At 35.1% G+C, this 24,644-nt stretch carries 38 protein-coding genes; 29 read left to right on the top strand and 9 right to left on the bottom strand.

The annotated features are described in order from the left end of the window. Window positions 1-7: 7 nt before the first annotated feature. From galU to IGL37_RS07320, 3 genes are all read left to right on the top strand, one after another. Window positions 8-904 carry a UTP--glucose-1-phosphate uridylyltransferase GalU gene (gene galU, locus IGL37_RS07330; RefSeq protein ID WP_002357314.1) on the top strand — a complete coding sequence of 299 codons (897 nt, stop codon included), beginning with the start codon at window positions 8-10 and terminating at the stop codon, window positions 902-904. Between the two features lie 177 nt (window positions 905-1,081). Next, complete coding sequence (locus IGL37_RS07325) at window positions 1,082-1,513, top strand: DUF948 domain-containing protein (protein ID WP_002357316.1); 432 nt, start codon at window positions 1,082-1,084, stop codon at window positions 1,511-1,513. A 15-nt stretch (window positions 1,514-1,528) separates the two neighbouring features. Beyond that, window positions 1,529-2,116 (top strand): YtxH domain-containing protein, encoded by a 588-nt coding sequence (locus IGL37_RS07320; protein ID WP_033917920.1) that lies wholly within the window; start codon window positions 1,529-1,531, stop codon window positions 2,114-2,116. 120 nt (window positions 2,117-2,236) lie between these two features. Here the strand turns inward: IGL37_RS07320 and IGL37_RS07315 are convergent, their stop codons facing one another. Continuing rightward, window positions 2,237-3,340, bottom strand: coding sequence for an aminopeptidase P family protein (locus IGL37_RS07315; protein ID WP_002379504.1), 1,104 nt, complete (start codon window positions 3,338-3,340; stop codon window positions 2,237-2,239). 214 nt (window positions 3,341-3,554) lie between these two features. On the opposite strand from IGL37_RS07315, the gene ccpA reads away from it, so the two are divergent. From ccpA to IGL37_RS07300, 3 genes are all read left to right on the top strand, one after another. Further along, window positions 3,555-4,556 carry a catabolite control protein A gene (ccpA, locus tag IGL37_RS07310; protein WP_002357319.1) on the top strand — a complete coding sequence of 334 codons (1,002 nt, stop codon included), beginning with the start codon at window positions 3,555-3,557 and terminating at the stop codon, window positions 4,554-4,556. A gap of 189 nt (window positions 4,557-4,745) precedes the next feature. Then, entirely contained in the window at window positions 4,746-5,438 is a 693-nt protein-coding gene (locus IGL37_RS07305; protein ID WP_033917921.1) for an ATP-binding cassette domain-containing protein, read from the top strand. Then, on the top strand, window positions 5,431-6,531 hold the full coding sequence (locus IGL37_RS07300) for an ABC transporter permease (protein WP_002420132.1): 1,101 nt from the start codon (window positions 5,431-5,433) through the stop codon (window positions 6,529-6,531). The genes IGL37_RS07305 and IGL37_RS07300 overlap by 8 nt, the downstream gene beginning before the upstream one ends. 185 nt (window positions 6,532-6,716) lie before the next feature. Here IGL37_RS07300 and IGL37_RS07295 read toward each other — a convergent pair whose 3' ends face one another. Next, window positions 6,717-9,125: a transglycosylase domain-containing protein gene (locus IGL37_RS07295; RefSeq protein WP_033917922.1), complete on the bottom strand. Its 2,409-nt coding sequence runs from the start codon at window positions 9,123-9,125 to the stop codon at window positions 6,717-6,719. 184 nt (window positions 9,126-9,309) lie between these two features. Between IGL37_RS07295 and tyrS the strand changes: the two genes are divergently transcribed. Continuing rightward, complete coding sequence (gene tyrS, locus IGL37_RS07290) at window positions 9,310-10,572, top strand: tyrosine--tRNA ligase (RefSeq protein WP_002357324.1); 1,263 nt, start codon at window positions 9,310-9,312, stop codon at window positions 10,570-10,572. A 66-nt stretch (window positions 10,573-10,638) separates the two neighbouring features. Here tyrS and IGL37_RS07285 read toward each other — a convergent pair whose 3' ends face one another. The 4 genes from IGL37_RS07285 to IGL37_RS07270 form a co-directional block, all read right to left on the bottom strand. Next, complete coding sequence (locus IGL37_RS07285) at window positions 10,639-11,772, bottom strand: tyrosine-type recombinase/integrase (protein WP_002357325.1); 1,134 nt, start codon at window positions 11,770-11,772, stop codon at window positions 10,639-10,641. 61 nt (window positions 11,773-11,833) lie between these two features. Then, the gene (locus IGL37_RS07280) at window positions 11,834-12,001 is read right to left on the bottom strand and encodes a hypothetical protein (RefSeq protein WP_002357327.1); all 168 of its coding nucleotides are present in this window, start codon (window positions 11,999-12,001) and stop codon (window positions 11,834-11,836) included. A gap of 64 nt (window positions 12,002-12,065) precedes the next feature. Continuing rightward, a complete protein-coding gene (locus IGL37_RS07275) occupies window positions 12,066-12,656 on the bottom strand; it encodes a DUF4352 domain-containing protein (RefSeq protein ID WP_002357328.1) in 591 nt (196 codons plus the stop codon). 81 nt (window positions 12,657-12,737) lie between these two features. Then, window positions 12,738-13,466 (bottom strand): XRE family transcriptional regulator, encoded by a 729-nt coding sequence (locus IGL37_RS07270; protein ID WP_010773986.1) that lies wholly within the window; start codon window positions 13,464-13,466, stop codon window positions 12,738-12,740. A gap of 154 nt (window positions 13,467-13,620) precedes the next feature. On the opposite strand from IGL37_RS07270, the gene IGL37_RS07265 reads away from it, so the two are divergent. The 3 genes from IGL37_RS07265 to IGL37_RS07255 are packed head-to-tail and all read left to right on the top strand — an operon-like array spanning window position 13,621 to window position 14,357. Beyond that, window positions 13,621-13,884 carry a hypothetical protein gene (locus IGL37_RS07265; RefSeq protein WP_010773985.1) on the top strand — a complete coding sequence of 88 codons (264 nt, stop codon included), beginning with the start codon at window positions 13,621-13,623 and terminating at the stop codon, window positions 13,882-13,884. Continuing rightward, entirely contained in the window at window positions 13,871-14,167 is a 297-nt protein-coding gene (locus IGL37_RS07260) for a hypothetical protein (RefSeq protein ID WP_002357332.1), read from the top strand. Before IGL37_RS07265 ends, IGL37_RS07260 begins: the two co-directional genes overlap by 14 nt. Window positions 14,168-14,186: 19 nt before the next feature. Continuing rightward, on the top strand, window positions 14,187-14,357 hold the full coding sequence (locus IGL37_RS07255; protein ID WP_002357333.1) for a hypothetical protein: 171 nt from the start codon (window positions 14,187-14,189) through the stop codon (window positions 14,355-14,357). Here the strand turns inward: IGL37_RS07255 and IGL37_RS07250 are convergent. Continuing rightward, a complete protein-coding gene (locus IGL37_RS07250) occupies window positions 14,351-14,572 on the bottom strand; it encodes a hypothetical protein (protein WP_229018025.1) in 222 nt (73 codons plus the stop codon). The two genes, IGL37_RS07255 and IGL37_RS07250, sit on opposite strands and share 7 nt — an antisense overlap. 67 nt (window positions 14,573-14,639) lie before the next feature. Between IGL37_RS07250 and IGL37_RS07245 the strand changes: the two genes are divergently transcribed. The 5 genes from IGL37_RS07245 to IGL37_RS07225 all read left to right on the top strand — a co-directional run bounded on the left by IGL37_RS07245 (window position 14,640) and on the right by IGL37_RS07225 (window position 16,407). Beyond that, window positions 14,640-14,855: a hypothetical protein gene (locus IGL37_RS07245; protein WP_002357335.1), complete on the top strand. Its 216-nt coding sequence runs from the start codon at window positions 14,640-14,642 to the stop codon at window positions 14,853-14,855. Between the two features lie 268 nt (window positions 14,856-15,123). Beyond that, the gene (locus IGL37_RS07240) at window positions 15,124-15,834 is read left to right on the top strand and encodes a Rha family transcriptional regulator (RefSeq protein ID WP_002357336.1); all 711 of its coding nucleotides are present in this window, start codon (window positions 15,124-15,126) and stop codon (window positions 15,832-15,834) included. A 10-nt stretch (window positions 15,835-15,844) separates the two neighbouring features. Beyond that, a complete protein-coding gene (locus tag IGL37_RS07235) occupies window positions 15,845-16,030 on the top strand; it encodes a hypothetical protein (protein ID WP_002357337.1) in 186 nt (61 codons plus the stop codon). A 10-nt stretch (window positions 16,031-16,040) separates the two neighbouring features. Next, a complete protein-coding gene (locus IGL37_RS07230) occupies window positions 16,041-16,247 on the top strand; it encodes a hypothetical protein (RefSeq protein ID WP_002357338.1) in 207 nt (68 codons plus the stop codon). Continuing rightward, on the top strand, window positions 16,225-16,407 hold the full coding sequence (locus IGL37_RS07225; protein WP_002357339.1) for a hypothetical protein: 183 nt from the start codon (window positions 16,225-16,227) through the stop codon (window positions 16,405-16,407). Before IGL37_RS07230 ends, IGL37_RS07225 begins: the two co-directional genes overlap by 23 nt. Here the strand turns inward: IGL37_RS07225 and IGL37_RS07220 are convergent. Beyond that, window positions 16,400-16,684: a hypothetical protein gene (locus IGL37_RS07220; RefSeq protein WP_002357340.1), complete on the bottom strand. Its 285-nt coding sequence runs from the start codon at window positions 16,682-16,684 to the stop codon at window positions 16,400-16,402. The two genes, IGL37_RS07225 and IGL37_RS07220, sit on opposite strands and share 8 nt — an antisense overlap. Before the next feature lie 190 nt (window positions 16,685-16,874). Between IGL37_RS07220 and IGL37_RS07215 the strand changes: the two genes are divergently transcribed. The 5 genes from IGL37_RS07215 to IGL37_RS07195 are packed head-to-tail and all read left to right on the top strand — an operon-like array spanning window position 16,875 to window position 19,601. Then, window positions 16,875-17,030, top strand: coding sequence for a hypothetical protein (locus IGL37_RS07215; protein WP_002357341.1), 156 nt, complete (start codon window positions 16,875-16,877; stop codon window positions 17,028-17,030). A gap of 56 nt (window positions 17,031-17,086) precedes the next feature. Next, window positions 17,087-17,323: a hypothetical protein gene (locus IGL37_RS07210; RefSeq protein WP_002357343.1), complete on the top strand. Its 237-nt coding sequence runs from the start codon at window positions 17,087-17,089 to the stop codon at window positions 17,321-17,323. Further along, complete coding sequence (locus tag IGL37_RS07205; RefSeq protein WP_002357344.1) at window positions 17,324-18,001, top strand: ERF family protein; 678 nt, start codon at window positions 17,324-17,326, stop codon at window positions 17,999-18,001. It abuts the gene before it with no gap. Further along, window positions 17,986-18,924 (top strand): DUF1351 domain-containing protein, encoded by a 939-nt coding sequence (locus IGL37_RS07200; protein WP_025186128.1) that lies wholly within the window; start codon window positions 17,986-17,988, stop codon window positions 18,922-18,924. Before IGL37_RS07205 ends, IGL37_RS07200 begins: the two co-directional genes overlap by 16 nt. Then, window positions 18,921-19,601 carry a putative HNHc nuclease gene (locus IGL37_RS07195; RefSeq protein WP_002357346.1) on the top strand — a complete coding sequence of 227 codons (681 nt, stop codon included), beginning with the start codon at window positions 18,921-18,923 and terminating at the stop codon, window positions 19,599-19,601. The genes IGL37_RS07200 and IGL37_RS07195 overlap by 4 nt, the downstream gene beginning before the upstream one ends. Before the next feature lie 12 nt (window positions 19,602-19,613). On the opposite strand, the gene IGL37_RS07190 is transcribed toward IGL37_RS07195, so the two are convergent. Next, a complete protein-coding gene (locus tag IGL37_RS07190) occupies window positions 19,614-19,805 on the bottom strand; it encodes a hypothetical protein (protein WP_010773982.1) in 192 nt (63 codons plus the stop codon). Window positions 19,806-19,878: 73 nt separating this feature from the next. On the opposite strand from IGL37_RS07190, the gene IGL37_RS07185 reads away from it, so the two are divergent. Genes IGL37_RS07185 through IGL37_RS07145 form a run of 9 tightly spaced genes read left to right on the top strand, consistent with a single transcriptional unit; the run spans window position 19,879 to window position 24,626 of the window. Next, a complete protein-coding gene (locus IGL37_RS07185; protein ID WP_002357348.1) occupies window positions 19,879-20,811 on the top strand; it encodes a phage replisome organizer N-terminal domain-containing protein in 933 nt (310 codons plus the stop codon). Further along, a complete protein-coding gene (locus IGL37_RS07180; RefSeq protein WP_010773981.1) occupies window positions 20,811-21,110 on the top strand; it encodes a MazG-like family protein in 300 nt (99 codons plus the stop codon). The genes IGL37_RS07185 and IGL37_RS07180 overlap by 1 nt, the downstream gene beginning before the upstream one ends. Window positions 21,111-21,118: 8 nt before the next feature. Beyond that, window positions 21,119-21,550: a RusA family crossover junction endodeoxyribonuclease gene (locus IGL37_RS07175; RefSeq protein WP_002357351.1), complete on the top strand. Its 432-nt coding sequence runs from the start codon at window positions 21,119-21,121 to the stop codon at window positions 21,548-21,550. Continuing rightward, the gene (locus tag IGL37_RS07170) at window positions 21,550-22,305 is read left to right on the top strand and encodes a hypothetical protein (protein ID WP_002357352.1); all 756 of its coding nucleotides are present in this window, start codon (window positions 21,550-21,552) and stop codon (window positions 22,303-22,305) included. Before IGL37_RS07175 ends, IGL37_RS07170 begins: the two co-directional genes overlap by 1 nt. 24 nt (window positions 22,306-22,329) lie before the next feature. Beyond that, window positions 22,330-22,557 (top strand): hypothetical protein, encoded by a 228-nt coding sequence (locus tag IGL37_RS07165; protein WP_002357353.1) that lies wholly within the window; start codon window positions 22,330-22,332, stop codon window positions 22,555-22,557. A 56-nt stretch (window positions 22,558-22,613) separates the two neighbouring features. After that, complete coding sequence (locus IGL37_RS07160; protein ID WP_002357355.1) at window positions 22,614-23,669, top strand: DNA cytosine methyltransferase; 1,056 nt, start codon at window positions 22,614-22,616, stop codon at window positions 23,667-23,669. Window positions 23,670-23,674: 5 nt separating this feature from the next. Then, window positions 23,675-24,076: a YopX family protein gene (locus IGL37_RS07155; RefSeq protein WP_010773979.1), complete on the top strand. Its 402-nt coding sequence runs from the start codon at window positions 23,675-23,677 to the stop codon at window positions 24,074-24,076. Further along, the gene (locus IGL37_RS07150) at window positions 24,073-24,402 is read left to right on the top strand and encodes a hypothetical protein (protein ID WP_010773978.1); all 330 of its coding nucleotides are present in this window, start codon (window positions 24,073-24,075) and stop codon (window positions 24,400-24,402) included. Before IGL37_RS07155 ends, IGL37_RS07150 begins: the two co-directional genes overlap by 4 nt. Beyond that, a complete protein-coding gene (locus tag IGL37_RS07145) occupies window positions 24,402-24,626 on the top strand; it encodes a hypothetical protein (RefSeq protein WP_010773977.1) in 225 nt (74 codons plus the stop codon). Before IGL37_RS07150 ends, IGL37_RS07145 begins: the two co-directional genes overlap by 1 nt. Window positions 24,627-24,644: the final 18 nt, after the last annotated feature.

Below are 24,644 nucleotides of genomic sequence, written 5' to 3'. Positions count from 1 at the left end.
AAAAAAGATGAAAGTTAAAAAGGCAGTTATTCCAGCAGCTGGGTTAGGAACACGTTTCTTGCCGGCTACCAAAGCGATGGCAAAAGAAATGTTACCGATTGTTGATAAACCAACGATTCAATTTATTGTAGAAGAAGCACTAGCTTCAGGAATCGAAGATATTTTAATTGTGACAGGCAAAGCCAAACGTCCGATTGAAGATCATTTCGATTCAAATGTTGAACTAGAAAATAATTTAAAAGAAAAAAATAAAACCGATTTATTGAAATTAGTCGAAGAAACAACGGATGTTAATTTACATTTTATTCGTCAATCCCATCCGAAAGGCTTAGGACACGCTGTTTTACAAGCGAAAGCATTTGTTGGCAATGAACCTTTTGTCGTGATGTTAGGCGACGATTTAATGGAAGATAAAGTGCCATTAACGAAACAATTAATGGATGATTACGAACAAACACATGCTTCGACAATTGCGGTAATGAAAGTACCCCATGAAGATACTTCAAAATATGGTATTATCAATCCAGAAAAAGAAATCGAAAAAGGACTATACAATGTCGAGAACTTTGTTGAAAAACCAAAACCTGAGGAAGCACCAAGTGATTTAGCGATTATCGGCCGTTATTTATTAACCCCTGAAATTTTTGATGTACTTGAAAATCAAAAACCAGGCGCTGGTAACGAAATTCAGTTAACAGATGCGATTGACACTTTAAATAAAACACAACGCGTTTTTGCTCGTGAGTTTAAAGGAGAACGTTACGACGTTGGCGATAAATTTGGGTTTATGAAAACAAGCATTGAATATGGTTTGACTCATCCAGAAGTAAAAGATAATTTACGAGAATACATTATTAATTTAGGTGCTCAATTAGCGAAAAAAGAGCAACCAAAAGAAAAATAAATAAAAATAAGCGTAAAATTTCAATTCGTTAGAAGGAAATTTTACGCTTATTTTCTTAAAGAAAAGGGCATGAGAATTTTATAAAATAAATTGTCATTCTTAGCTTTATGAGTTGTGAAAAATATAAGTTGGTGTTATCCTAAGATTATAAATAAAATTTCAGAGGGGAGTAATGATATGTCAGGTGGGGAAATTGCTGCCTTAATTGCAGCGGTAGCATTTGTTGTTTTAGTCATCTTTTTAGTACTTGTGTTATATAAAGTTTCTCAAGTTGTTTCAAAAATTGAAGATACAATTGATGAAACAAATACAACAATCAAAGTCGTGACTAGCGATGTGAATGTATTGAGTCGCCAAGTGGAAGGCTTGCTTGTTAAAAGCAATGAACTATTGACAGATGTGAATCAAAAAGTGGCAACGATTGATCCGTTGTTTACGGCCGTTGCTGATTTAAGCGAAAGTGTCTCTGAATTGAACACCTCAAGTAAACATTTGATTACGAAGGTAGGAACCGTAGGGAAAGGCACAGCGAAAGCTGGTTTAGTGAGTAAAGTAGGCGGTTCTGCTTTTAGAGCAATGCGTTCAAAAAATAAAAAAACAAATAACTAATTGGAGGAGATTTTTATGGCTAAAAAAGGCGGATTTTTCTTAGGAGCAGTAATTGGTGGAACAGCAGCAGCCGTTGCCGCATTATTACTTGCACCAAAATCAGGTAAAGAATTACGTGATGATTTATCAAATCAAACAGATGATTTAAAAAACAAAGCGCAAGATTACACAGATTATGCTGTTCAAAAAGGAACAGAATTAACAGAAATCGCAAAACAAAAAGCCGGCGTTTTATCAGATCAAGCCTCTGATTTGGCAGGTTCTGTCAAAGAAAAAACAAAAGATTCATTGTATAAAGCACAAGGTGTTTCTGGCGACATGCTTGATAACTTTAAAAAACAAACAGGTGATTTATCTGATCAATTTAAAAAAGCAGCTGACGATGCTCAAGATCACGCAGAAGATTTAGGTGAAATTGCCGAAGATGCAGCAGAAGATATCTATATTGACGTTAAAGATTCTGCGGCAGCGGCCAAAGAAACTGTTTCTGCTGGTGTCGATGAAGCAAAAGAAACCACCAAAGATGTTCCTGAAAAAGCTGCAGAAGCAAAAGAAGATGTTAAAGATGCAGCGAAAGACGTAAAAAAAGAATTTAAAGGGTAACAAGCGTTTAGCTTATGAAAGTTAGCAACGGATCGTGTTGCTTTTGTTCAGCGGCTTACCTTAAAATTTAGAAATGAGGCCATCAGTCCGGTTGACTGATGGCCTCATTTTATTTTTATGCTATTCAATAATTTGCAATTCTTTGGTTGTCTTAGTGAATGGTTCGGATCCTGTTTTCGTTACGTGTAAACAATCTTCAATACGAACGCCTACTTTTCCAGGAATGTAAATACCGGGCTCAATAGAGAAACACATACCTTCTTCAATGACTAAATCATTGCCATGAACCAGCGATGGGTATTCATGGACAGTGGTTCCAATGCCATGGCCTAAGCGATGGTTAAAGTATTCACCATAACCAGCTTTTGTAATTACACCTCGGGCAATATCATCTAATTCGCCTGCTGTAACACCAGGTTTCACCGCTTCAGTTGCTGCTAATTGTGCTTCTAAAACAATTCCATAAATTTCTTTTTGGAAATCAGAAGGTTCCAAGTAGCTGACTGTTCGTGTGGCATCACTACAATAGCCATTATGAACGACACCTAAATCAAATAACACTAAGTCATGGGGCTCAATTTTTGTTTCGCCAGGTACCCCGTGAGGACTAGCTCCGTTTTTTCCTGTTAAGACTAACGTATCAAAACTCATTGAGCGAATACCTTGACGTTTTAATTGATACTCGATTTCTGCAACAATTTCTTGTTCCGCAACGCCTGCTTGAATTGCTTTGAAGCCAATCTCAAAAGCGACATCAGCCCAACTACCAGCTTCTAGTAAACGTTGAATTTCAGGTTCTGTTTTAATTAATTGAAGTTTTTCAATTAAAGGCGTAACATCATGCGAAAAATCGCTAGCTGGGAAATAGGTTTTCAATTGATCGAAACGAGCTAAAGAAAGAGCTTGTTTTTCTAAAGCAAAGCGTGGTGTGCCTTGTGTTCGTTTATTTAATAAAGCCGCAATTTTTTCCCAAGGATTTTCGCTATCTAAATAACCATAAACGGGATAAGTCCAACTACTCTTTTCGGCATCTTCGACTTCCAATGCAGGTGTAAATAAAAATGATTGGTCGTCCGCAGCGATAAACAAAGCTAACACGCGTTCATGAGGTTCGCTTTCGTAACCGGAAAAGTAAGCGATATGACCAGGATCACTAATATAAGTGAAGTCAATCTTTTCTTGGTGCATCCAATTTTTTAAATCGGCAATTTTTTCTTGATTCATAAAACATCCTTCTTTCTTTTATTCTGAAGTGAATCACAGTACTATCATAACATGAAATGACAAAAAGTTCCTTTTGAAATGGAAAGTAAATTTTCATGAAAAAACGATAAAACGGTTGCAAAAATAGAAGAATTTTGATATTCTAGGCTAGGAAAGAAATGTAAACAGTGTTTTCAGAAAATGAGAACAAATTCATATTTATAGGAGAAGAAACATGGAAAAACAAACAATTACAATTTATGATGTTGCTAGAGAGGCAAATGTATCTATGGCTACTGTTTCTCGTGTTGTCAATGGTAATCCCAATGTAAAACCAGCAACGCGTAAAAAAGTCTTAGAAGTGATTGATCGCTTAGATTACCGTCCTAACGCAGTCGCACGTGGTTTAGCAAGTAAAAAAACGACAACAGTGGGTGTCATTATTCCAGATGTTAGTAATGCATTTTTTGCTTCATTAGCACGTGGCATTGACGACGTGGCTACAATGTATAAATACAATATCATTTTAGCTAATTCAGATGGAGACGATCAAAAAGAAGTTACTGTATTAAACAATTTACTTGCCAAGCAAGTAGATGGGATTATCTTTATGGGTCATCGCATTACAGATGATATTCGTGGTGAATTTTCACGTTCAAAAACACCTGTTGTCTTAGCAGGTTCAATTGATCCAGATGAACAAGTCGGTAGCGTTAATATTGATTACACAGAAGCAACAAAAGATGCAACAGCGACTTTAGCGAAAAATGGGAACAAAAAAATTGCTTTTGTTAGTGGTGCATTAATCGATCCAATTAATGGTCAAAACCGAATGAAAGGCTACAAAGAAGCTTTAGCGGAAAATGGCTTGTCTTATAATGAAGGCTTAGTTTTTGAATCTGAATATAAATTTAAAGCAGGGATTAATTTGGCTGAGCGTGTCCGTAATAGTGGGGCAACTGCTGCCTTTGTTACAGATGATGAGCTAGCGATTGGTTTATTAGATGGGATGCTAGATGCTGGTGTGAAAGTTCCAGAAGAATTTGAAATCATTACAAGCAATAACTCATTGCTTACAGAAGTCTCTCGTCCACGTCTATCAAGTATTACACAACCTTTATATGATATCGGTGCCGTGTCAATGCGCTTATTAACAAAACTAATGAACAAAGAAGAAATTGAAGAAAAAACAGTTGTTTTACCTTATGGAATTGATCAAAAAGGTTCAACAAAATAAGAGAAAATTCTACTAGAAATGCAAAAAAGTACAAGAAGAAATCATTTTCATGATTTCTTCTTGTACTTTTTTGCATTCTGCTATTAATACACAGTAAGACTGAAAATTAAAATAAGATTAAGTTGATTAGAAAATCGGTCGGTAAAGCATTGCTTATGGTATCTTTAGATTAAAAAAAGAGGTGTTTCTATGAAGGTAAAAGAATTAACTGTCGAGTATGGTAATAGAACAATTATAAAAAATTTATCTATGCAAGCTGAATTTGGTGAAATAATTGGCTTAGTTGCTCCTAATGGAACTGGAAAAACCACGTTCTTTAATGCTATATCTGGTTTAATCCCTAGAAAAAATGGAAATATTAGTTTAAATAAGATTGATTACAATAGTAGAAGTGCAACGTATTTAAAAGAACTATTTTTTCTTGAAAGTAGTAAAAATTTATATGATTATTTGACGCCGAAAGAACATCTTGAATATATTAAAGCCGCTTGGAAAAGTAATAGCGATATAGAGCATATTTTTGAACAATTAAAGATGAAAGAATATCAAAATAGAATAATAAAAAAATTATCTCTCGGAATGAAACAACATGTATTATTAGCGATGTACCTAGCAAGTGATGCAACAATACTTTTGTTAGACGAACCTTTTAATGGCTTGGATCCTACTAGTGTTAGTTTATTCATAATGTGCTTAAAAGAAATAGTTTCCAAAGATAAAATAGTTATTTTATCTTCTCATGATTTGTATAATGTTGAACACACATGTACACGTATTTTATTTATGAAAAATAAAAAGCTGGTTGAGAATGATCAACGTAACCTTTCTTTACGTGAACAATATGATAACTTATATTTAAGAGGAGAAGAAAGAAATGCTTAAGATAGAAACGATAAAAATATTGAAAGAGAAGAGTCTGTGGTTTGTGTTTGTAGCCTTTATTTTAATGTTAATTTATCCGCTGCTAGCTCAACCCCAACAACTTTCTTTTAAAGAAATGCAATATGAAAACCGAATCAAAAATAACGAACAAGCGAAAGAAAAAATGAAAAATGAACCTGCAGCAAAAGAAACTTTAAATGAGATAGAAGATGAAAGTGAGCAATTAAGGAAAGCAATTAATGCCATCAAAATTGGTGATGAATGGGCTTTATTAGAAGCTGAGAAAAAATTGGAAGAAAGTAATTTAAACGCAATGTTAAAAGGAACGTTGTACAGTATACCAATTATTGAGCAACAAAAAAGAGTCAAAGAATTGCAATATTTATCTGAAAACAGGATCAAACAAGTGGATTCTTCTGAAGTTGCTAAAATGCCTGCTTTGAATTACCTAGGTTTTCTTTTATCGATGGATTTTCCATATACATTATTATTAATTATCCCTAGTTTAATGATTATAGCGCTCGCAACTTTAGAAAAAAGAAAAAATACTGTTTCTTTATGGAATGGCCTTCCCTTAAAACTATGGAAAAAATATTCTATTAAAATAAGTAGTATTTTGTTTACAGTCGGATTGGTTTCTTATCTGTCAATCTTTCTTTCTGTAATCAGTGCATTTTTCAAAAATGGTCTGGGAAACCCTGATTATCCAGTCGCGATTATTGAAAAGGGACAAAGTGTTACAATCATTTCTCTTTCTAACTATTTGTCGAGAAGCCTAATTATGTTTGGTATGCTGTTATTAGCATTGACAGTATTCAGTTTCTTGCTTTCACTATTTACTGGAAATTTGATTGTTCATAGCTTGCTAATTGTTGGTGTGGTATTATCTTCAGGATTTAGCATGCTTTCCAATAAATTTTTCTTTACATCTTATATGAATTTTCCCAAAATTATTAATGGAGGAAATGGGTATGAGCCGATGGATGAGATAGGTCTCACATTTGATTTTTCTTTAAAGATGATAGTTGTCTATGTATTAATAAGTTTAATAGTATCTGCTATTGTTTTGAGAAACAGAAAGGGATTATTTTAGTTAAAATAGGTTGATTGCTGCATATTATTTCATTAAATGTAGGAGCTATTTTTGAATAGCTCGAGCTAGTATCGATGGTAAAGAATAAGAGAAACAATAAAAGTAGAGACGTAATTCATCAATTGATGGATTACGTCTCTACTTTTTTACATAATTTTGGTTACAAGCTTAACTTACCAAATTCTTTAGTTGTTCTTTTTATTATCGTTGTTTTTATTGTTGTTGTTGTTATTATTTGTAGTGGCACGTGGAGCAAGATTTCCCCAGTAAGAAGCGTAATTGCTGTCTGTTCCACCGATCCCAAATTTATAGGTACTTTGTGGTGCACCATCTTTGGCATAGTATGAAGTCGTTGTTTTGCCAGGTGTGTTGAACTTGGCACCATTATAGGTAATTGAGCCAGGTTTTTCACCAGTAAATTCAGAAACTTTTGATTTAATAACACTTGGGTCTAATTCAAATTTTTGACCAATGCCAAACAATTCTGGATTCGCATAGTACAGCGCGTTAGCTAAGTTCGCCATATAATTCCCGTTATTGTCGCCGCTGGTCGTCGTCATTGGCGCTGGTAGATCATGTCCTGACCAAGAACTTAGTGTCACAGTCGGGGTAGAGACAATTAGCCATGAATCTTTATAGTCATTAGTTGTCCCAGTTTTTCCGACCCAATCAGCACTGGCTAAATGAGGATTCAAGCCAGCTAATGTTGGTTTGAATTTTGTCGTATTCGCAGAATCCACTACTGAGCGCAACAAGTCATTCATAATAGAAGCGGTCGCCGGTGAATAAACTTGCGTTCCTTCATCTTTGTGTTCGTAGACCACATGTCCACTATTGTCTGTGATTTTTTCAATCATGTAGGCTTTTTGATATTTACCTTTGTTAGCAAGCGCTTGGAAGCCGTTTGTTTGTGTTACAACATTTGTTTCTACTGAACCCAATGGCGCAGATTCGTAAGCCCAAGCATCTGAAGCTGGATAGTTCATTTTACTTAAGTAGTGATTGTAAGAGAAATTATCATCACCCATTTTTTTCCTTAGCTCATTATTAACATGAACGACAGGGATATTGAAAGACCAATTCAAGGCATTTCGAACAGTCACGAATTGATTTAAATCCACATTTGTGGAATTAACAAATTCTGTACCATCAGCATAAGTCGTTGGGTAGTTGGCCAGACGACTTTCAGAACCAATGAGTCCTTGATCAATCGCAGGGCCATAGACAGAAATTGGTTTAATCGTAGAACCAACTTGACGATCGGCATTAAAGGCATGGTTGTTTTGATTAATATCGAAGTTTCTGCCGCCGATAAAACCGAGGATACGACCAGTAGCGTTATCCATTAAAATATTGCCAGTTTCAATCATTGTATTCCCATTGACATCTGCAGTTCCATCATCAAGCAAATAACCATAATTTGCGACAGCGGTTTGCATCGTGTTATAAATGTTCTGATCAATGGTCGATTGGATTGTATAGCCTTGCGACTGGATTTCGCGACGTGCTTGTTCTTCATATTGATCTAAACCAACTTGATCTAAATCATCACGATTAACTTTAGCTTTTTTCATATCTAAATCCATGACAATCTCAACTGCTTTATCTAACACCGTGTAGTATAGATAGCCTTCTGTATTGACATTGGCCTGTTCAGTTGGTAAAAAGTCTTTTTTCAAGTCGTAAGCTTTGGCTTCTTCATATTCCTTTTGTGAAATAGCTTTTTCTCGGTACATACTGAAAAGAACAAAATCTTTTCTCTTCATTCCTAAAGACAAATCGTCTTTCAAGGCACCAGTGTTAGTATAGGGCGTGTAAACAATGGGACTTTGGGGAAGTCCTGCGATAAAGGCCGCTTGAGGAAGATTCAAGTCCTTGGCACTTTTACCAAAGAGTCCTTTGGCTGCTTCTTCCACGCCTGCAATATTTTCACCTTTGTTATTACGACCAAAAGGGGAGACATTTAGATAAGTTGTCACGATTTCGTCCTTAGAAAAGTATTTTTCAATGCGTAAAGCTAATAAAATTTCGTTGGCTTTCCGTTTAAAGGTCGTTTCATCAGTTAAAATCTGTTGCTTGACCAATTGCTGAGTCAGTGTTGAACCACCAGAAGAACCGCCGATACCTGTCGCATCAGAAATTAACGCTCGAACTAGCGCTTTTGGTACCACCCCATGATGTTCTTCAAAATATTCATCTTCTGTTGAAATAATGGCTTTTTTTAGCAATGGAGACATTTGATCGCCATTAATTCGTGTCCGAATTAAATCTGATTTGATGTTAGCAATCGGAGTACCATCTGCGTAAGTCATTTTTGACACTTCGGTAATATCACTGATTTCTTTTTGCAATTCTTCCTTCGTTGGGGGCTGTGTATCTTCAACTAGAAAAGCAAAATAGCCCATTCCGATACCTAAGCCAAGAGAGCCACCTAAGACAATCAGAATAACCCCAAAAACCACTAATGACTGAAAAACGCGAATAATGACATTTAAAATAAGTAAAAAGACATTGCCGCCAGAAGAGGTCTTTGGTTTTTGCTTATTGTTACTTGAATTATTTTTCAAAAGCTTCACCTCAATAAAATGATACATTCTGTGTTATTATAGCAAAAAAAAGCTTCTATGAATAGTTTCTACACCAATTGCCATTTTTTGTTGAAAAAACTTAAGAGAAAATAGGTAAATCTCATTTTTTGACTTTTCAAGTGTGACAGAATCGGTTACTATGAATAGGGGAATTTGATCTATTATTATGTTTTACTATAGGAGGAAAATCATGAATTCAGCTTTTTTTGAAGAATTAAAAGCCCGTGGGTTGGTCTACCAAGTCACAGATGAAGAAGCCTTACAAAAACAATTAAATGAAGAATCTGTTAAATTATATATCGGCTTTGATCCAACGGCAGACAGTTTACACATCGGGCATCTACTGCCGATTCTTATGTTACGTCGTTTCCAACAAAATGGTCATGTGCCCATTGCTTTAGTTGGTGGCGGAACAGGCATGATTGGTGATCCATCATTCAAAGATGCAGAACGTAGTTTAAACACACTTGATACAGTGAAAGCTTGGTCTGAAAGTATTAAGGGCCAGTTGTCACGTTTTATCGATTTTGAAGATGAAAAAAATCCAGCGATTCTAGCAAATAACTATGATTGGCTTGGAGAGCTTTCGTTAATTGATTTCTTACGTGATGTTGGAAAAAACTTTACAATTAACTATATGATGAGTAAAGAAAGCGTGAAACGCCGAATCGAAACAGGAATTTCTTATACTGAATTTGCGTATCAATTATTACAAGCGTATGATTTCTTGAAATTGTACGAAACAGAAGGCTGTTTATTGCAATTAGGCGGCAGTGATCAATGGGGGAACATTACTTCAGGGATTGAATTATTACGCCGAGAACAAGAAGTTCAAGGATTCGGCTTAACCATGCCTTTAATTACAAAAGCAGATGGTACCAAATTTGGTAAAACAGAAGGAAACGCAGTTTGGCTAGATGCGGAAAAAACTTCGCCATATGAATTTTATCAATTCTGGATTAACACAGATGATCGTGATGTCGTGAAATTCTTGAAATACTTTACTTTCTTAACATTGGATGAAATTGCAACAATTGAAGAAGAATTTACAGCGAACCCAGGTCAACGTGCTGCGCAAAAAGCGTTAGCCAAAGAAGTGACTACTTTAGTCCACGGTGAAGCAGCCTATCATCAAGCGGTTAAAATTTCAGAAGCTTTATTCAGCGGAGATATCCAAAGCTTAACAGCAGAAGAAATTAAACAAGGCTTTAAAGATGTACCAACGTATGAGGTGCAACCAGAGGATCAATTAAGTTTAGTTGACTTATTAGTTACCTCAAAAATAGAACCATCCAAACGTCAAGCCCGTGAAGATGTTCAAAATGGAGCGATTTACGTCAATGGAGAACGTAGACAAGATTTAGCAGCTGAATTGACAGAAACTGATAAAATCGAAGGACAATTTACTGTGATTCGTCGCGGGAAGAAAAAATATTTCTTGTTAAAATACTAATAAGAAGTACGACTGTTGGTATACATGTTTTTTTGAAATATTGAATACCAAATTGAATACCAAATTTTAAAAATTAGCATAATTTGACAACTTATCAATTGCTTTTCTTTCAGAAGACTTGGTTACATGAGTGTAAATATCCATCGTGGTATTAACGTTAGTGTGGCCAAGTCTTTTCTGCACATCTTTAATTGTAGCTCCCGATTCGAATAACAAAGAAGCATGAGTATGTCTAAATGAGTGAGGGGATAGAGATGTTTTCATTTCCGATGACAAAAGAAAATTAATGTGTTCTGGATAATGTAAAGTGTTATTCTTTCTATGAAAAATAAGCTGTTTATCATTACTTTTAGTTTTAAAACCATATTTTAACAATTCTTGCTTTTGATGTTTTTTCCAGACAATTAATTCAGATACAGTTGTATCATCAAGGCCTATGGTTCTATTAGAAGCTTTTGTCTTAGGAGTCGATATAATGTATTCCTTGCCTATTCTTGTAAGTGTTTTATTTACGGTTAATTGTTTGTATGAAATGTTAATATCTTCCCATGTTAAGGCGTATAATTCTCCTTTTCTGATTCCTGTAAATGCTAAGACACGGAATATTAAATAGTCTTGAAAGTTTAGTGTTTCTTTCGCTTCCGCAAGAAAATCTTTTAGTTCGGATAGTTCTAAAAACTGTTTCTTTTTTGTTTCATTTGTTTTATCTTTTTTTGGCATTACAACATATTGCATGGGGTTAATATCTATAATATCCTGAGCAACAGCATAGTGTAACATTTTTTGGGTTATTGATTTTAGTAGATGAAATGCTGAATATTCTTTACTCCATTTATTGACCGCTTTTTGACACATTAGTTTTGTTAATTTATTAATTTTAATGTTGCCAAACTCTGGCAAGATGTGAAGCCTAAACATACGCTCTGTATGGCCTGCTGTGATAGGTTTAACTGTATTTACATATTGGGCATACCAAAGCTCGTATACGTCTTTAAACGTGCTGTAATTCTGTTTTACGAAACCTTTGGAATCCACTTCAAGTTCTAGCCTAGATAATGCCAACTTTGCTTCTTTCTGTGTTCTAAAACCACGACGTGTGGTGCGTCTGCTTTTACCCGTTACTGGATCAACACCTAAATACGCGTTGAACATATAGGCTGTTGATCCATCTTTTTTTGTATATTTTTTTATTGAAGCCATATCTAGCAACTCCTTTATTCAAATTTCATTGTGGAAATATTATCTAAAAATATTTCTAATCTTACTCTCCAATATCTTTTAGTTGTAAAAATAATTTGGCATAGTCGAATTTTAGCTCTTGATACTCTTCTTCAGTGAATCTATAACTTGGACCAGTACGAAGGTTTAAGTGTATATAGTCAATGTTCAATTCTTCGCATAATCGTTTTTCTACTTCATATTTATTCATATTGATCCTCCTTGGGGAATGTATGTTCTTGTGTGGCTGAAAAGAAAAGCCCGAAGGCTAATCTTTATACTGTTGCTTTGAATTTTGCAGCTTTTTCAAATGATACAATAGGGCTAAATTGAATTTCTATTTCTCCAGGTTGATTTAACCCGAAGTGGGCAATACAGTCCATTTCTTTTCCAGAAGCTACCGATCCCATCGTGTTGTCATTCGGATACGTTTCGGCTTTTTTGTTATCAGAGCCGTATACTTCAATATCCATACCCACTGGAATATCTTTATCGCCGTTGTTTTTAACAATATATGAAACTTTAACAACCTGTGCAGGTTGTTTTTCAGTAAATTCATTACGTTCTTCTGTAAGTTCCACTCCCGTTAGGGTATATTCTGCATTTCCTACTTTGACTGTATCGCCGATATTATAAAATTTATTTTCCTCTTTTTTATCTTTTGATTTTGAATTTTTGCTTGTTGATGATTGATTAACTTTTTCTCCACCGTTAGAAGAATCTTTTTTGTCATTACCACCAAGCGATCCTCCAATAATTATTAAAACAATAACAGCCAATACCCAAAACCAAATTTTTTTATAAAAAGGTTTTTTCTCTTTCATAGTATAAGTTTTACCGTCTTCGCCTATCACTTTTTTTGCCATTTTTTCTCCTCTTTCTGATATAATTTTTTTATACTCATAGCTCTCTATAAGAGAAATGCCCGTGTTAGCGCACGGGACTTTTTATATAATTACACGTCCGATTACATATAGATCATCTAATTCGTCAGCGTAAAAATCAGGATATAATCGATTTCCATCTTCATCTAATTCGGTATTTAGAGACACCAAACGTAGCCTAGTTCCTTCTAGGTACATTTTTTTAATAAATGCTTCGCCATTTATTTCAATTGCCCCAATCTGTCCATTATAGATATCCATAGTTTCTTTTACAAAAACAATTTCACCATCTTGAAAAGTAGGGTACATACTGTCTCCACAAACTTGGAATGCTAAATCATACTGCGAAGGAGCTGAGCCTACTTCAACAATTTCTATACAACCTTTGTCATTAAATGCACCTCCACCAGCTGATAATCTGCCTGAAAGTTCTATAGTAGTTGTATTTGTTGGCATGAAAGCAATAACTTTATTATTAGATGTATTTCTTTTTTGCTCTTCTAATTGATGCTCGGCATACCTACATACTTTCTGCTTTCTTGTAGTATCTAACTTATTATAGATAGCTTCTATCGAAGAAAAATCATTCGAAGTGTTCCAGCCCATCAATTCTTCGGGAGTTGTTTTTAGAATTTTAGCAATAGTTATCAATCTCTCTGTAGGTAGTTTTTCGATATCGCCTTTTTCATATCTAAAAATTGTTGAACGTGATACACCAAGTTCATTAGCGATTTTATCAGCGCTAATATTCAATTCTTTTCTTCTTAATTTCATGCGTTCGCCTACATTCATTTTATCACCTCCAATAATTATTATATATTGCATGTTGCATAATTGCAACAAAAATAATTGCATAAATGCAACTTTTTTGTTGACTGATAACATTCAAGGTGGTATATTACAAATATCAAGTCGCATAAATGCGATTTTAGAGAGAGGTGTTATAATGATTAATGTTGCTAAATTAAAAGGCCTAATTGTTGAAAGAGGAACGACCCAACAAGCTGTAGCTGATTCTATTGGTATAGACAGAAGTACTTTCTACAGAAAAATGAAAAAAGGTGGAGATTTTTCTATAGAAGAGGCAAAAGGCATTAAAGAACAGATTCCGTTATCAGATGCAGAAGCGATAGAAATTTTTTTTGGTAAAGAAGTCGCATTTACGCTACAAAGAAAAGGTTTAGGGGTGGGAACTGATGACCACGTTTGAAGAAGCGCTAAAACCATTGTTTGATCAGTGGTTAGAGGAAGCATTGCCAGAAATAGGGTGTAGGTTTAGACAGGAGATTGAATTGGAGCTAGATGCTAAAAACCAACAAACATTATTCAATCAAACGGAAATGGCGAAACGGCAAGGTGTTTCTGTAGAAACATTTAGAAAATGGCGGAAAGCTGGCTTGCAAGCAGAACCTAATCCTACTGGTAAATTGTTATTTGATTTAAATAAAGTTAATAACTGGCGAAAAGATAATGCTGCTAAGAAAGAACTTTAACTAGATAAGGAGGCAGAACATGAATAAAAATAATGTAAAGCAAGACTTAACCACTCAAGAAATTGCAAAATTGATTATGGAAATCAAACTTGGAATTTTACAACAATTAGAAAAAGCGCTTGACCAGGCTATAAAAGAGAAAAACTCCACAATGGTTGCAGCCATTGCAGAGATTTTGAAAAGTTATTGATTTTCATTTGTTAAATTTTCAGGCAATTCGTTATTTGTAATAGTCTTGAAAAAGTCTAGATAGGCTTGAGCAACTTCTTTAGTTGTAACAGGATTACCTTTCACAGAAGTTCGGCCAATTTCATTTGATATTTCAGAATTATGTGCTAACCATGCGACTACAAGGTCAACAGCTAATTCGTTTTTTCTTTTATTAGTCTGTTCCAATATTTTCACCACCTTATGAATTATTTCAGCAGACCATTTGCTGATAAGAAAATTATACCAGAAAGGAAATAAACAAATGAGTGAATTAAAACCATACTATGCAGAAATGTCTAAAGAAGAGTTAATCAAAATAATTGAGCATCAACATCAGGAACTTCTAATTATTGATGCGATAAAAAATGAATACAAAAAGCATTTAGAGCAAGTGATTGTTTATCATTCAGTAGAAAATTATCGTGATACAGTCCGAAAAAATAGAGAAGTAGCTGTAACTACTCCTCAAAAAAACTAACCGTGATGACAAGGTTTACAACAATAATAACAACCATCGAACTTAAACCCTCTGCCAGCGTTGGCTTCTTCAAGCGACTGAATAGCTGCATGGCAAGAAGAATATTCGCCCACTACCAATTGTCGTTCTGTAGATGGTAGGTATTTACATGTTGAAACATGCACTTCGTGTAACCCCTTATCGTCTGCTTGTTTGTTACAAATATAAGTAAACATAATATTTTTCACCTCGCTTTCAAAATAATTATACCAGAAAGGAAGTAAACCAAATGACAAATTTAGTAATTATGAAAAACCAGCAAGCAGTAACAAGTAGTTTACAAGTTGCAGAAACTTTCGGAAAAGAACACAAAGTTGTTCTAAAAGCCATTGATGAATTAAAAGAGGGGGTGGCACAAAATTATGCCGACCTATTTTACGAAGATACCTACATTCATCCACAAAACAAACAATCTTATCGCCAAGTTATTATGAATCGCGACGGCTTCACTTTGTTAGCAATGGGGTTCACTGGTCAAAAAGCTTTGCAATTTAAATTGAAATATATTGAAGCTTTTAATCAAATGGAAAAAGAAATTCAACAGCCTAAACTTCCAACCTCGCAAAGACAATTGGCGATGCTTGCTTTATCAGCAAATGAAGAAACAAATGAGCGTGTAGATGTAATTGAAAAAGAAGTAGCCGACTTAAAAGACAATCAAAAAATCGGTGCAGATGATTATGGCTACTTATCACGTCGAGTTCATCAACGAGTAGCAGAAGTTGCAAGAGGATTTGGAAAAATCACAAAGGAACAGCGTGGCAAGCTTTACAAAGATATTAATTCAGGTATTAAGCAAATCACAGGTGTGGGTACCCGATCACAATTAAGAGAAAAACATTATCCAATGGTAATTGAGTATATCAATGACTGGGAGCCGTCTACAGCCACAAAAACAGTTGTAAGACAAATGAGTTTTGACTTAAATGACATAGCGTAGGGAGAATGTTATGGCTTATACAACTGAACAAGAAAGCTGGATACTCAACCAAATCAAAAAAGAGCGTAAACAGCTACAAGATGATAGAGCAGCGCTTAGACAATCAGAACAACTGACCGAAGGAAAAGCATATCAAATTGAAAAAGAACTCGAATTTTTAAGATATTTAGAAATTCAAAATAGAATCCATGTGTAGGAGGTTAATCATGAAAGCAATACGTGAAGCACGATTGATAGGGATGTTTTTATTGATGATAGCGCTAGGTACATTGTTGAAAAGTCACTTTTCAATGTCAGTGTTAGCAACATTAAGCGTTCCATTCTTTATCCATTGGTTCTTCAATTGGGATGAAGCGAAGTATCAATATTTTGAAAAAAAGGGGTTAAGAAATGACAAGAAAAGACAAAGATGAACTATTGAGAGAACAGAAAAAAACAAACGAATTGCTCCAAACTATAGTTAGTAATCAAGGGGATTTAGATCAAAAAAGAGAAGTAGCAAGAACTACTCCTCAAGATAGCGATGGAAATATTTATAGCGTAGATGAAATTTGTATCCCAAACCTTAATTAAAAATATTGTTATTAATGTATCCCCATTGTTTTTCTGTCAACCAGCCTTGTTTGTTATTGACTATTTCAACAATAAAAAATTTATCACCTTTGTCAATATAAGGCTTTAATTTGTCAATCATTTGGTTGGGTGTCAAATCAGATTTAATTAGATACGATGATTTCCAATAACAACACCAAGCACCTGTTGAAAGTTCTTCTTTGATAGTTGTTATAACCTCGTCGTATCTTTGGCCCGGACTATTCAAATCATAAGTTATCATATAAGGTTTGCGCATCTGTAGGTACCTCCTTCTTAATTATTTCAGCAGACCACTTGCTGATAAATAATATTATACCAGAGAAAGGAATAAAAAGAATGACCAGAATAGAAAAACTAGAGCAAACGAAAAAACTTGCTGATTTATGGTACCAGCAACAAAAAAATCAAATATACATTATTCAACAAAAAGAGAGAAGGAAATTTAGATGTTTAAAGCAGTAGGAAAAGATAGTTTGAAAATTTACGTGGTTGAGGATACGAAAGCCCTGGTATTTCAAAAGCTTAAAGAAAAATATCCAGGCACTGCGATAAATAAGGCAGTATTTCCAGAAGCGTTATTTATCCAAGAAACAAAAAAGTGACTTCCGCCGGCAAGCAAAAAGTCACAAACAAAATTAATTGATAGGAGAATTATAGCATGAGAGTGGAAGTGGATTCAATGCAAAGAATTGTCTTAATTGATAATCATTCACCTTATGGATCACTGATTTTTGAAAAGGATGCTATTAATAATCATGTTGCTGTTTACCAAGATAGCGAAGATGAAGAAGTTAGAACAGTATTCGAGAGTTTAGATGAAAGTGCTTATTTTAATCAACTTGAATTAATCAAAGGACTTCAAAAAGTTATTTCATTACTGAAAGAAGGGGAATAAATGAACGAGAACAGTGAAAATTTAAAAGAATTGTTTGATGGGATGTATAAGCTAAAAAGCAAATTAATTCAACCAAGATTTGACGCAGAAGTGGCCTACTCAACGAAAAAAGGTCCAATGAATTTCCAATATGCAACTCTAAAAGTGATTGAAGAAGCAATTAGAAAAGCTGCACAAGAATCCGAAAGCGGAATTGATTTTCAACAAAATGTCGTCAATGAGAATAATGCGTTAAAAGTCACAACAATTATTACTCATGTTAGCGGTCAATATATAGTTCATGGACCTTTTGAATTTCCAAACAGCGGGACAAATCCTCAAGGATTAGGAAGTTTAACGACATATGCAAGACGTTACTCGCTTTCGGCAGCGTTTGGAATTGCAGCAGATAAAGACGACGATGGCCAAACGGCAGCTGAAAAGAACAATGATACATCGAAAGTTAATTTGATTAGCGGTAAACAGTTAGCCACGTTAAACGATCATATCAGACAACTTTCTGAGTTATCGAATTCTGAACTTGACTATGTGCGGAATGAACTAAGTAAAGAATTGAATGTTGATGTCAATGAAAACATGCCGTCTAGTATGTTCAATAAAGCTGTTGAAGTTCTGAAACAATGGATACAACAATTCCAGCCACAACCAGAAGAAAACATTACATGGGGGCAAAGCTAATGACAAACGAATTAACAACAGAATTGCAGTTTAATGTTGATTTTAAAGCTAGTAAAATCACTATCCAAAATGAAGCACAGTTGTCTGAGATGGTTGAGAGCGCAGTTAAGCACTATTCAACAATGATTTTCACAGATGAAAACATTCCTGAAGCTAAAAAAGCAAGAGCAGACTTAAATAAAGTTGTAACGTTGCTAGATGATCAACGTAAAGAAGTTAAAAATCAATATGATAAGCCGTTAAAAGATTTTGAGGAAAAAATAAAAAAATATACTGAAAAAATAAGTGAAGTTAGTTCAGAAATTAACGAAAGCATCAAATCATACGAAGAAGCAGAGAAGCAGAAACGAAGCAAAAAGCTTCAAAAAGTGATTGCTGAAATGTCTGAAAACTACAATGTATCCATTGACGAAATTGAAATTCCTAGTTCGTGGACTAATAAAACAGCTTTCACAGTTAAAGGTGAACCAAATAAGAAAACTATTGAGGAAATAGCGGCATCGATGGTAGCAGTTGCATCTGAAAAAGAACGTATAAAAAACGATAAGCTCATTGTTGAAAATTATGCTAAGGCAGTTGGCCTTGACTCGTTTTCTTGGGTCGCATTAATTGATAAAGGGTCTACTGCACCAGAGCTGATGAAAGAAATTGATTCCGCCGTTGCTTTAAAAAAAGAACAAGAAGAACGTGAAAGAGCAAAAAAAGAACACGACGAAGCCATTGCTGCTTTGAAAACTGAAACAATCAACAATAAAACAGTTGACACTGAAACAGGCGAAATCATCACAGAAGAAGTACCAAAAACCAGCAGAAAACAACAAGAGAAAACAGTTACGTTAAGACTAACAGCAGAACATCAAAAGTTAGTTGCTCTAAACAATTTTATTATTAATAACGGGATTCAAGTGGAAGTGATTGAATGAACCTAAACAATGTTTATTCTGCTGTTATTAAGAGTTTGAAAGACAACTCAATAACAGCAGTAATAAACGAAGCAATAAATATTGAACGATTAAAAACCATGTATTTTGATTATACAGGGCCAAGAGAAGTTGAAATAAGATTTATTGATCCGAGAAAATTTAGTGTTGCCCAACGTCGATTTATCTTTGCAATGCTAGAGGACATATTCTCTTTCACAGGGCAAGAAACAGAAGTGTTAAAGGAAATGTTCTATCTCAGATTTGAAGCGTTACAGGGCTATGAAATTAGCCTCAGAAACGACTCAACAAACACAATGGACGATGCAACCATTTTAGCGAACATTATTTTGAATTTCATTTTTGAAAATAATATTCCTTTCAAAAAAGGGTACGACATTTTACCAGCAAATCAAGAATATTACTTTTACAAATGTATCACTAACCGAGTTTGTTGCATTTGTGGCAAAACTGGTGCAGATATTGACCATTTCGATAAAGCGCTAGGTCGACGCAAAAGAAAAAGCGTTGACCATACAGAATACACTTACGCTGGTTTATGTCGATGCCATCACACAGAAAAACACAACATTGGTATTACAGCATTTAAGAAAAAATATCATGTTAAAGGGATTAAATTAAATCAAGAGACAATAAAGAAATTGAATATCAGCGGTTAAAGAAAGAGTGGGTTAATCCCACTCCACCAATTCATCATCGCCTTTTAAAACGACTTTATTCTCACCAAATTCAATAGTTTCAATTTCTGAATAAGTTGGCGCTTCTTCATCGGAAGTTGAATCTAATTTAGTTTTGATTCGCAATTTAACAGTTGCATTTTCATCCATTTTTTCTAAATGTTTTATTAACTCTTTAACTAACATAATAAAGTGCACCTCATTTAATTTTTACTTTAAATATACAGAATTCTAGACTAAAAGGAAAGGGGAACGTACGTTGTCAGATAAACAGAAAAAGCGTTATTACTGGCTTAAATTGAAAGAAAACTTTTTTGAAGAAGACACAATCGAATGGTTAGAAGAACAACCCAACGGAAAAGAGTACTGCTTAATATATCTAAAATTATGTTTGAAATCTTTAAAAACTGATGGGGTGTTAGTAAGGAACGTTGGCAGCATGTTAATCCCTTACGATGCCGAGACACTCGCTAGGGTCACAAATTCCACCGTCGACACTGTAAAAGTTGCGATGGATTTATTTAAGAAAATAGGACTAATACAGTTGCTCGATACTGGTGAAATATATATCAATCAACTTAATGAACTAGTTGGATCTGAGACAGAAGCAGCCAAACAAAAACGCTTGCAAAGGTCAAAGGTGGACAATGTCCCTAAATTGTCCTCTGAATGTCCTGAAAATGTCGCCCAGAGTATAGAGTTAGAGTATAGAGATAAGAGTATAGAGAAAGATAATAAAGAAGAGCCAAAGAAATCTCCTTGTAAATATTCTGACGAACATTTACGTCTTGCTCAAAAATTACAAAATAATTTAATCAATGATTTTCCGAGTGAAATGAAAAGAGTGAACATTGAAAAGTGGGCTGACACGTTTAGGCTAATCGAAGAACGAGATCAACAAACTATTGCAGCAATTGACTATGTTCTTGATTGGTTACCGACAAATTCATTCTGGTTTGGAAACATTAGAAGTGCTTCTAAGCTAAGAGCGCAGTTTGAAAAACTAAAATTTGAAATCAAGAATGAAAAAGAACGGGGCCAACAACGAACGACTTACCAACGTCAAAATGTTAGAACTGAAAGTTTACCAGAATGGGCAAAAGAATCAAATAACCAGCAAGAAGAAAAGTTATCGCCAGAAGAGCAAGCGGAACTTGATAGACAAATAAAAGAATTCATGGAGGGAAAATGATGAACGAATTAGTTAAATTAGTAGAAGAATGGGCGAAAGAAAAGCATTTAGATAAAGCAGAGCCAGAAAAGCAAATGTTAAAAGTGATTGAGGAAGTCGGAGAAGTTGGCGCTGCATTGGCAAGAAATAATGAAAATGATTTAAGAGATGGTATAGGTGATGTGGTTGTGACGTTAATTATTCTCGCTATGCAAAATAACATGGACTTATACGAATGCTTAAATCAAGCATATAGCGAAATCAAAAATCGCCAAGGGGAAATGGTAAACGGAGTATTCGTCAAAGAAGCCGATTTGTAAGGTTCGAGGTGGAAGAGATGCGAATTATTCTACCGATTGAACCTAAGCCACAAAGTCGCCCAAGATTCGCAAGGCGTGGAAATTATGTTCAAACATACGAAGATAGCGCTATGAAAGAATACAAAAATCAAGTGAAGAATTATCTTCGTAAATCAAGAGCAAAGTTGATTGAAAAAGGGCCAATTTCCGCTCATGTGACGTTTTACATCCATACGCCTAAATCTGCCTTAAGTAATAAACAGAAACGCTTAGAAGTGGAATTAGAGCGGAAATATTGCGATAAAAAGCCTGATTTGGACAACTATTTTAAAGCAGTCACAGATGCTGCTGAAGGCATTTTGTACAAAAATGACGGTCAAATAGCTGTGATGGTTTGCCAAAAGCTCTATAGCTTAAACCCACGAACAGAAATTGAAATCATGAGATTGGAGGGGGAATAATGGCAAACAATATACTCAAAGCAAAAAAACAAGCCATTCGACATAAAATTCTTTCTCTGACAGGCGACGACGATACTTGGATGAACAATCCAGAAATCGTGAGAGAGGTCCAGCGGTTGTCTACGTTATTAAATTCTGATCGCATAGGTGATAAGCGACCGTTGCCAAGGCTAGATCCTGATAAGCTGACGAAAGAAGAATACCAACGCTTGTTGGATTTGGGCTATCAAGTAAAAGACATTAAGAAAGCCCTAGGGCTAGGCACAACAACCTTTCAAAATTGGCGAATGGCGAATGAAATAGAAAATAAAATTAAGAGAAAACAAAATAACAAAGTAGAGGAGACAAAACACATGAAATTTAACATCAATACAGCAAGTTTATTATTACCAGGAACATTTGGAGCAGAAGGAAAAGAGTGTATTACGATTTCAAAAAGCGGGTTGGCTTTGAGCGGTCCAGTTGTGAGACGACTCAACAAACCTGAATGGGTTCAATTGTATTTAGACGAATCAAGATTAGCATTGTTTGTCATTCCCTGTAAAGCAACGGACGAAGGCGCTAGAAGTTGTGTAAATCCGAAGTCAAAAAAGAAAGCAGGGTATCGTAAAAGCTGGTCAGGTAGCATTCTAGAGAAGGTAGCAAAAGCCAGCAAGATGGATATTGAAAATCATCGTTATCATGTTGAACCAGAAAGCGTTGAAGGATACTCAACTGCTCTTGGTTTTGATTTAACGAAAGCCGTAAAAAATTAATTCTAAATTGTTGAGGGTGAAAAAATGAAATTAACTAGTGTGACATTTAAGCCGTCGGCTGAACGTTTTCCGCCACTTGTGGCAATAGATTTAGACCAATTAACACCAGATGAATACGTGACACTTAGAAATTTAGGTTATGACACGCAACTTTCCAAAATTACAAAAAGGACCTTTGAAGAGTTGGAAGATCATTTAGAAGTCAAAGGAAATGTTGCAAAGAAAAATGGGTTTTATGTATTAATCAAATAATCAGAAGGGAGTGGAGTTTGTGGCCACAGTAAAGAATTCTTTACTCCTTTGAAATTATGAAATTTTTAGACTTATTTGCAGGTATTGGCGGTTTCCGTTTAGGTATGGAATCAGCCGGTCATGAATGCATAGGTTTTTGTGAAATAGATAAGTTCGCACGAACTAGTTATAAAGCAATACATGACACAACAGGAGAGGTGGAAATGCATGACATCACAACAATATCAGATGAATTTATTCGAGGAATCGGAAGTGTTGACGTTATCTGTGGAGGATTTCCGTGCCAAGCTTTCTCGATTGCAGGAAAACGAAAAGGTTTTGAAGATACTAGAGGAACTCTCTTCTTTGAAATTGCAAGGTTCGCATCTATTCTCAGACCACGCTATTTATTCCTTGAGAACGTCAAAGGATTGCTTAACCACGAAGGAGGGGCTACGTTCGAGACAATCCTCAGAGCCTTGGATGAACTCGGGTATGATGTGGAATGGCAAGTGCTTAACTCTAAAGACTACGTTCCACAGAACAGAGAGCGAGTATTCATTATCGGACATCTTAGAGGAGAACGTACCAGAAAAGTTTTTCCTTTCAAAAAAAACGACAGAGCGTTTACTAAATTACAAGGACAACAAATTTACGCCAATACACTCACAACAAGAATCGAAGCTCAAGGAACAGGAACGTATGTTGTTGAACGTGAACAACATGAAGAAAAAATAGCAATACCTGTACTAACACTAACACCAGATAGACTTGAAAAACGACAAAATGGAAGACGGTTTAAAGATGATGGTGAAGAAATGTTTACGTTAACTGCACAAGTTAAACATGGAGTAGCTATTATTCAGAAATCTCGTGGTTATAACGATGGAGGTATATATAAAGTTGCCCCAACTGTAACATCTAATAGTTGGCATGAAAATAACTTTTTAAAAGATAGTATTAGAATCCGCAAACTAACACCTCGTGAGTGTTGGCGACTTCAAGGGTTTCCTGACTGGGCGTTTGATAAAGCAAAAGAAGTAAACAGCGATAGTCAATTATATAAGCAAGCTGGAAATAGTGTAACAGTGCCAGTTATTGCTGATATTGCCAGTAGATTTGAAAGCGAGTGAAGAAGATGATTCCAAAGTTTAGAGCATATTCAGTAGAAGAAAACATAATGTATTATCCAGATGACGATAAAAATGTAGAATGGACTATTGATGATGATACAGGATTTATAGCGCCTCTTATTAATCTAGAAAATGGCATGTGGGGAATGATTGATAAATATGTTCTTATGCAATCAACAGGCTTGAAAGACAAGAACGGCGTTGAAATTTTTGAGGGTGATGTATTATATTACATTCCTTTCGAATCGCATATAAATGATAGCATCGTTGTATTTGAAAAAGGTTCATTCTGCAAAAAAATGTTAAGAAATGGAAAATTAACATCTGTTAGATTCATTGACAGCGAAGAATATGAAGTTATCGGAAATGTCTACGAGAACCCAGAACTATTGGAGGTCGCAGAATGAGTAAAAAAGCCGTTTGGTTATCAGATATTGAATTCATTGAGATGCATAGTAGCGATTGGGAAAGATTGGAAAGTGAAGCATTTGAGGCAGATGAAAGTGTACAGGCGCAGCTCAACGAAAGTCAGCAGATTGTGCTGGATTGGTTGAAAAATGACATGCTAGACGATTCCGATTTTTACAACACAATATATAATTCTAGGTTCTTACATGTTAATGGAGAGCCGCACCGAAAAGAAAATATAGCATTCATGAAATTGAAAAACAAAGAGTTGGCACAAGTTATCCAAGCATTTAGCCAGTGGGCCTTGGAACAGGAGGAAGAGTGATGTTTATTGAACTTACAGCGATGGATGGGAATGTTGAGTTTGTAAATGTCAACCACATCAAGTGTATTTGTAACTCTAATATGCCAGGGGTAGGATCAATTATCGAATGGACGCATGCTCCAGCTTGGAATAATAATCCTACGGACTATAACTCCTATTACAAAGAAACTCCGAAAGAAGTATTTAATAAAATATATTATGCGAGTCATGAAGAAGGACGTTAGCTATTAGATTGGAGGAAG

It is taken from the genome of Enterococcus sp. AZ119 (genome assembly GCF_050546175.1).
Taxonomy (GTDB): domain Bacteria; phylum Bacillota; class Bacilli; order Lactobacillales; family Enterococcaceae; genus Enterococcus; species Enterococcus faecalis.
The sequence above is the reverse complement of the archived record's forward strand: the minus strand, read 5'-3'. Positions and strand labels throughout refer to the sequence as shown.